Origin of the sequence: Streptomyces anandii JCM 4720, from assembly GCF_014650655.1 — a bacterium.
GTDB lineage: Bacteria > Actinomycetota > Actinomycetes > Streptomycetales > Streptomycetaceae > Streptomyces > Streptomyces anandii.
Genome location: NZ_BMVJ01000043.1, coordinates 1 through 7,498 on the forward strand (window position 1 = coordinate 1; position 7,498 = coordinate 7,498).

Annotated in this window: 5 protein-coding genes; 4 read left to right on the forward strand and 1 reads right to left on the reverse strand. The window is 72.9% G+C overall.

The annotated features are described in order from the left end of the window. Nucleotides 1–656 precede the first annotated feature (656 nt). From IE249_RS34780 to IE249_RS34795, 4 genes are all read left to right on the forward strand, one after another. Nucleotides 657–3,407, forward strand: a complete 2,751-nt coding sequence (locus tag IE249_RS34780) for a helix-turn-helix transcriptional regulator (protein WP_189711402.1) — start codon at nt 657–659, stop codon at nt 3,405–3,407. Continuing rightward, nucleotides 3,388–4,335 (forward strand): metallophosphoesterase family protein, encoded by a 948-nt coding sequence (locus IE249_RS34785; RefSeq protein ID WP_189711404.1) that lies wholly within the window; start codon nt 3,388–3,390, stop codon nt 4,333–4,335. The genes IE249_RS34780 and IE249_RS34785 overlap by 20 nt, the downstream gene beginning before the upstream one ends. Continuing rightward, entirely contained in the window at nt 4,332–5,048 is a 717-nt protein-coding gene (locus tag IE249_RS34790; RefSeq protein ID WP_189711406.1) for a 4'-phosphopantetheinyl transferase family protein, read from the forward strand. Before IE249_RS34785 ends, IE249_RS34790 begins: the two co-directional genes overlap by 4 nt. A 98-nt stretch (nt 5,049–5,146) precedes the next feature. After that, a complete protein-coding gene (locus IE249_RS34795) occupies nt 5,147–6,805 on the forward strand; it encodes a flavin monoamine oxidase family protein (protein WP_189711408.1) in 1,659 nt (552 codons plus the stop codon). A gap of 81 nt (nt 6,806–6,886) precedes the next feature. On the opposite strand, the gene IE249_RS39555 is transcribed toward IE249_RS34795, so the two are convergent. Next, on the reverse strand, nt 6,887–7,498 hold a 612-nt coding region (locus IE249_RS39555; RefSeq protein WP_229859986.1), incomplete at its 5' end, for an AMP-binding protein.

Here is a 7,498-nt window from a genome sequence, read left to right on the forward strand (position 1 = left end):
CGCCTTCTCACTCGGACCCGCCACCGCCTGCGCACGGATCCCGTGCAACTCGGCCACACGCCCGCGCGCATCCGCCGTCGCCTCAGTCGTCGTTGTCATCCGCCGGCTCCACCCCCGGCCCGGCTCGGGTCCGGCCGGGCGACATCGTGGTCTGCGGCCCTGTCGGAACCGCGTGACGTTGATTGAATCGCCGACAATGCCGGAGTTCCACCAGCAACTCCCCCTAACGTTCGCCACAGACCCCTAATCTGCGTCACACCTCCCCCACGGATCCTCCTTACTTCACACGCCGTTCATCTCCCCGCGGATTTACTTGCCCGACGCCAGTCGTTGCTAGAGTCGCCCTCGAGGACCCCGCCCAGCGGCACGAACCGACGTCATGAGATACCCCGCGAACGCGACTGACCGGCGCTTTGCGGCTGCTGACGTCACCTCAGGGGTCCACGGGGAAGCCCCGGACGACCAGCGGCCATCCGCTTTGCCCGGGTTAAGACACACAGAGGTGTAAGAATTTTTAAAAACGACGTTTCGGACCCGCCGCACATAACCTCCCGGCGCCGACCGGCCGTTCTACTGACCAGTAGTACCGGATCCCGCGGCCGGACTGCCCGGGAGATGTCTCAATTCTTTGCACGGAATTAACGGGGAAGGAATTGATGATGTTGCTGGAACGGGATGCGGAGACGGCGGAACTCACCCGGTTCCTCACCACCGTGGAACGCGGCCGGCGCCGGGTCGGCCGTGTCGCCGGCGCCGTCGGTTCGGGGAAGACCGCCCTGCTGCAGAGCGTGGCGGAACGTGTCACGGCCGGCGGCGCGCGCGTGCTGAGCGCGGTCGCCTCGCCCTATGAACAGACCTACCCCTACGCGGTTTTGGAGCAACTCCTCCAGGGACTCGGGCCGGACAACGCGGCGTCGCGGGCACCCGTCCTCTCCGAAGGGGGCTGCGGGCACGACTCCCGGCCGTGCGAGTTCCACGACCGCCTGGCCGAAGCGGCGTCCACGGGGGCCGTGCTGGTCGTCGTCGACGACGCGCAGTTCGCGGACCCCGAGTCCCTGCTGTGCCTGGTGCGCGCCTGGCGTGCCCTGCCCGCCGAACGGGTCTCCCTGCTCGTCGCCACCGGTTCGCGCGACGGCGAACTCACCGCCGCCCTGCGGGAATTGCCTCAGCCGCCCCAGAGGCACGAGGTGCGGCTCGCGCCCCTGTCGGCGGCGGGCGTCGAAAGGCTGCTCTCGGACATGTCCGGGCCCGCCCACGCCGCCCGGCTCGCGCCCGCGTGGCACGCGGCGACCGGTGGCAGTCCCCTGCTGGCGCACGCGCTGCTGGAGGACGCGGCGGGCCGAGCCCGAAGTGCCGCCGCGCCCAAGGCCGGTGAGATGTTCCGGCAGGCCGCCCTCGCCTGTGTGCACCGCCACGGCGCCGAGGGCGTGCTGGTCGCGCGGGCCGTGGCGGTGCTGGGCGGCGCCGGGGGGCTGCCACTGGTGTCCGCGCTCACCGGACTTACGGAACCGGTCGTGGACGGGTGCCTGGCCGCGCTCACCGAGGCGGGCGTCCTCGACGGCGCCGCGTTCCGGCACGAGGCCGCGCTCAGCGCCGTGCTGCGGGACGTTCCCACCGTGCAGGCCGGACGTCTGCGGGCCCTGGCCGCGAGGGAGTTGCACCGGTGCGGGGCACCCGCGCTCGAGACCGCGCGCCAGTTGGTCGGGCACGAGGACGCGGCGCCGCGCGAGGCGTGGGCCGTGGCGGTGCTGCGGGAGGCGGCGCGCCAGGCGGCCGGCGAGGACGACACGGCCCTCGCCACGCAGTGCCTCCAGACGGCCGAGCGCTGCACCGCCGACGAGCAGGAACGGCTCACCATCAAGGCCGACCTGGCCCAGCTGATCTGGCGGCTCAAGCCCTCGGCGTCGGGTCCGTGGATGCAGTCGCTGACCGGGCCCGCCCTGGCCGGCCTCCTCTCCCCCGCCCAGACGCTGCGCCTGGCGGTGGGCCTGCTGTGGAACGGTCGCACCGACGACGCGGCGGCGCTGATCCGCCAGGTCGGCGAGGCGATGTCGGACCGCCCCGACACGCTGCTCGACACCCAGGTGCGCACCGTCCAGATGATGCTCGCCACCACCTACCCCGACGCCGTCGACGCGATCAGGGAGCTGCTGGACCGTCTGGACGGCCCCGCGGACCTGTCGGGGGACGGGTCCGGTGTCGGCTCGTACCGGGCGTTCGGGCTGCTCAGGGCGGCGTTGTACGAGGAGTGGGACGAGTCCGCGACCGACGAGGCGGACCGGCTGCTGGGCGCCACGCGCCCCACCGACCAGGGCTTCGACCAGGTGCGGACGGCTCTGCTGGCGCTGGTGTACGCGGACCGGCTGAAGCAGGCGTCCAGATGGTGCGACCGGTTCCTCTCCGAGACGGACGGCCAGGACTTCGCGGGCTGGCACACCGCGCTCGGCGCGCTGCGCGGCCAGATATCCCTGCGCCGCGGCCGGCTGGGCGAGGCGGCCGAGTCCGTCGAGCGGGCACTGGAGCACCTGCCGGCCCACGGCTGGGGCGTGGCCGTGGGGATGCCGCTGGGCACACTGGTCCAGGCCCGCAGCGCGATGGGCCACCACGACCGCGTGGCCGAACTGCTCGAGACGCCGATGCCCGCCACCATGTTCGACACCCGGTACGGCGTGCACTATCTGTACGCGCGCGGCCGTCACCAGCTCGCCACCGGCCGCCATGACGCCGCCCTCGCCGACTTCCTGGCCTGCGGCGAGCGGATGACGGCCTGGCGGATGGACACCGCGGGTCTGGCGCCGTGGCGGCTGGGCGCCGCCGAGACCTGGCTGGCCCTCGGCGACGAGACGAGGGCCGCCGGCCTGGCCAGGGAGCAGCTGGAGCGGCCCGGGCAGCGGGCGGTGCGCGGCCCGGCGCTGCGGATCCTCGCCGCCACCCGGCCGCCCTGGGAGCGGATCCGGCTGCTCGGGCAGGCCCTGACCGCGCTGCGCAAGGCCGGCGACTCCTACGAGACCGCCCGCGCGCAGGCCGATCTGGGACGCGCGCACCGGGAGCTCGGCGATCTCACCCAGGCCAGGCAACTGGTCCGCAAGGCGTGGCGGACGGCCGAGGCGTGCGGCGCCGAGGAACTGTGCCGCACGCTGCAGCCGGAGCCGTCCCGCGACTCCGCCCCCCAGGACGCGGGCGCGGGCCGGCCGGACGCCGCCGCGCTGGCCTCCCTCACCGACGCCGAGCGCCGGGTGGCCGCGCTGGCCGTGTACGGCCACACCAACCGGGAGATCGCCGCCAAGCTGTTCATCACGGTCAGCACGGTCGAACAGCACCTCACCCGGGTCTACCGCAAGATAAACATCAGTCACCGCCAGGACCTCCCGGTCAGTTTGGACAGCGATGTCGCCCACAGCGCCTGACACCCCGGCGCGGACCGCCCGTACCGCGCCCGCCGCCGGGCGGCTGCTCGCCGTCAGCGATCTGCACATCGGCATGCCGGACAACCGACCCATCACCGAGTCACTGAGGCCGGCCTCGGACGGGGACTGGCTCATCGTCGCCGGTGACGTGGGCGAGCTGACCACGGACATCGAGTGGGCGCTGCGGCTGCTGTCACGGCGGTTCGCGAAGGTGGTGTGGGCGCCGGGCAACCACGAGCTGTGGACACCGCGCGAGGACCCCGTGCAGCTGCGCGGGGAGCGGCGCTACCGGCATCTGGTGGAGATGTGCCGCGGCCTGGGCGTGGTGACCCCGGAGGACGAGTACCCGGTGTGGGAGGGCGCGGACGGCCCGGTGGCCGTGGCCCCGCTGTTCCTGCTCTACGACTACTCGTTCCTGGCGCCCGGCACCTCCACCAAGGAGGAGTCGCTGGCCCGCGCCCACGAGACGGGGGTGGTGTGCAGCGACGAGTACCTGCTGCACCCGGACCCGTATCCGAGCCGGGAGGCGTGGTGCGCGGCTCGGGTGGAGGCGACGGAGCGGCGGCTCGCGGCGCACGATCCGTCGGTGCCGCTGGTGCTGGTCAACCACTATCCGCTGGTGCGCGAGCCCACCGAGGTGCTGTGGTACCCGGAGTTCGCGCAGTGGTGCGGCACCGTCCGCACCGCCGACTGGCCCCGCAGGTTCCCGACCGCGGCCGTCGTCTACGGCCATCTGCACATCCCCCGTACGACGTGGCACGACGGGGTGCGGCACGAGGAGGTCTCGATCGGCTATCCGCGCGAGTGGCGACGCCGGGGCCATCCGCGCGGCCTGCTGCGGCAGATACTGCCGCACCCCGAGCCCGACGCCGGCACGGCGGCGAGCGGGGGCGGCAGTGGCGCGGCCAAGGTCAAGGAGGGCCTGTGATCGAGGAGTTGGTGCCACCCACGGTGGCCTGCGCGGAGGCGTTCGAGGACGCCGTCGGGGACGGCGGCGAGGACGGCCTGTTCCCCGGGGAGCGGGAGGCGCTGGGCGACGCGGTGGAGCGCAGGCGGCGGGAGTTCACCACCGTGCGGGCCTGTGCGCGCGAGGCGATGACCGGGCTCGGGGTGCCGCCCGCGCCGGTGCTGCCCGGGGTGCGCAACATCCCGCTGTGGCCGGCCGGGGTCGTGGGCAGCATGACCCACTGCGACGGCTACCGTGCCGCGGCCCTCGCGCGGGCGTCGCACGCGGTCACCGTGGGCATCGACGCCGAACCCGACGGCCCGTTGCCGCACGGTGTGCTGGAGTCCATCGCGCTGCCCGGCGAACTGGCCTGGGCACGCGCCGGATCGGGCGGCGGCGCGGTGCACCGTGACCGGCTGCTGTTCAGCGCCAAGGAGTGCGTCTACAAGGCGTGGTTCCCGATGATGCGCACCGAACTCGACTTCGAGGACGCGGAGATCACCTTCACCCCGGCCTCCGGGGCCGGCCCTGCGCAGCCCTCCGGCGGCGCCTTCCACGCACGGATCCTGCGTCCGGCGCGCAATGCTTCGGGACAGCACGTCGGCGCCTTCGAGGGCCGCTGGACGGCCGCACGCGGCCTGCTGGTGACGGCGATCGTGCTGCCGGCACCCGGAGGGGCGGTCCGGGGTCGGTAGGGGTTGTCCGCCCGGAATGCCCCTCCCTAGCGTGAAGGCGCCGGGGCGTTCCGCGATCCCGCGGCCCCGTCGCCGACACGGCCGAGAGGTTTCCCGTCATGACGACTGCCGGCCCGCGCCCGACCACCATGCTGGTCCCGGACTTCCCCTTCTCCTACGACGACTGGCTCAGCCACCCGGCCGGCCTCGGCGCCCTGCCGGAAGAGGTGCGGGGCACCGAGGTCGCGGTGGTAGGCGGCGGCATGGCCGGTGTCACGGCGGCGTACGAGCTGATGCGGCTCGGACTGCGGCCCGTGGTGTACGAGACGGGTCAGCTGGGCGGCAGGATGCGGTCGGTGCCCTTCCCGGAGGACCCGCGCTGGGTGGCCGAGATGGGCGCGATGCGCTTCCCGCTGTCGGCCCGCGCGCTGTTCCACTACATCGGCATGCTGCGGCTGGACACCCGTCCCTTCCCCAACCCGCTGGCGCCGTGCACCCCGAGCACCGTCGTGCACCTGGGCGGCGCCAGCCACCGCGCCCGCGTCGCCGAGGAACTGCCCGGCCTCTACCAGGAGGTGGCGGACGCCTGGGCCAAGGCGCTGCAGGAGCGGGCCGAGTTGTCCACCGTGCGGGACGCGATCCAGCGCCGGGACGTGGAGACCCTCAAGGCCGTGTGGAACAGGCTGGTCGCCGAGTTCGACGACCAGTCCTTCTACGGCTTCCTCGCGACAACCCCGGCCTTCCAGTCGTTCCGTCACCGCGAGACCTTCGGCCAGGTCGGGTTCGGCTCGGGCGGCTGGGACACGGACTTCCCCAACTCCTTCCTGGAGATCCTGCGGGTCGTCTACACCGAGGCCGACGACAACCACGTACTGATCGACGGCGGCGCCCAGCAGGTGCCGCTGGGCCTGTGGAATCACGCTCCCGCGGACTCGGTGCACTGGCCGTCGGGCACGTCGCTCGCCTCCCTGCACGGCGGCTCGCCGCGCCCGGGGGTCGCCGGGCTGCGCCGCACCATGGACGGCATCGCGGTACGGGACGCCTCCGGCCGGGAGCGCGAGTACCCGGCGGTCGTCTACAGCCCGCACGTGTGGACGCTGCTGCACCGCGTCGAGTGCGATCCGGTGCTGCTGCCGACCGGCCACTGGACGGCCGTCGAACGCACCCACTACATGGGGGCGTCGAAGTTGTTCGTGCTGGTGGACCGGCCCTTCTGGCGGGACGCCGACCCGGAGACCGGCGGGGACGTGATGGGCATGACGCTCACCGACCGCCTGCCGCGCGGTGTCTACCTGTTCGAGAACGGTCCGGGCCGGCCGGCGGTGATGTGCCTGTCGTACACGTGGAACGACGACTCGCTGAAGGTGGCCACGCTCTCCCCCGCGGAGCGGCTGGACGCGCTGCTGGCCCGGCTGTCGGAGATCTATCCGGACACCGACATACGCTCGCACATCGTCAGTGAGCCGATCACGGTCACCTGGGAGACCGAACCGCACTTCATGGGCGCGTTCAAGTCGAACCTGCCCGGCCACTACCGCTACCAGCGGCGGCTGTTCACCCAGTTCATGCAGGAGGAGATGAAGCCGGAGCAGCGCGGCTTCTTCCTGTGCGGGGACGACGTGTCGTGGACGGCCGGCTTCGCCGAGGGCGCGGTGACCACGGCGCTCAACGCGGTGTGGGGCGTGCTGCGTCACCTGGGCGGTGCGACCCATCCGGACAACCCGGGCCCCGGGGACCGGTTCGAGGCGCTGGCGCCGGTCGAGCTGCCGTACGTCTGAGACGTAACGAAGTCAAAGCCGAAGGGGGTTGGCGACCCGGGTCCGGGCCCGGGTCGCCAACCCCCTTCGTGTGCCCGGCCGTCACTGCCGGGCGAGGGACTCCAGGGCGCGCTTGTCGGGCTTGCCGTTGCGGTTGAGCGGGAAGCGGTCGAGGACGACGACCCGGTTGGGCTGTTCGAAGGCGGGCAGCAGGCCGTTGAACACCTCGCGCCAGTGGGCGGCGTCGCGTTCCTCCTCGTCCTCCACGAAGAACACCAGCTGCGTTCCGCGCCGTTCGTCCGGCAGCGGCACGATCCGCACCGGGCACTGTGCGGCCTCCGCCTTCCGCTCGATCACTTCCGGGTAGAGGGTGTAGCCATTGCGGTGCACGGCGAGCTTGCGGCCCAGCACGAAGAGGTTGCCGTGCTCGTCGAGCCGGCCGAGGTCGCCGGTGGGCTGCCAGCCGGACGGCGCGGGCTGGACGGTGCCGTCCTCGGCGATGAGGCCTTCCAGGCCGTCGGGGGTGTCGACCTCGATCTCGCCGGCCTCCCCGGCGGGCACCGGGCGGCCCTCCTCGTCGACGACCCTGACTCCGATGCCCTCCATGGCCCGCCCGCAGGCGACCGGGTTGTCCAGGGTGGCGAAGGCGATGTTGCCGAGTTCGGTGCTGCCGTAGCTGTCCAGCAGCGGCATGCCGAACTCGGCCTCGTAGCG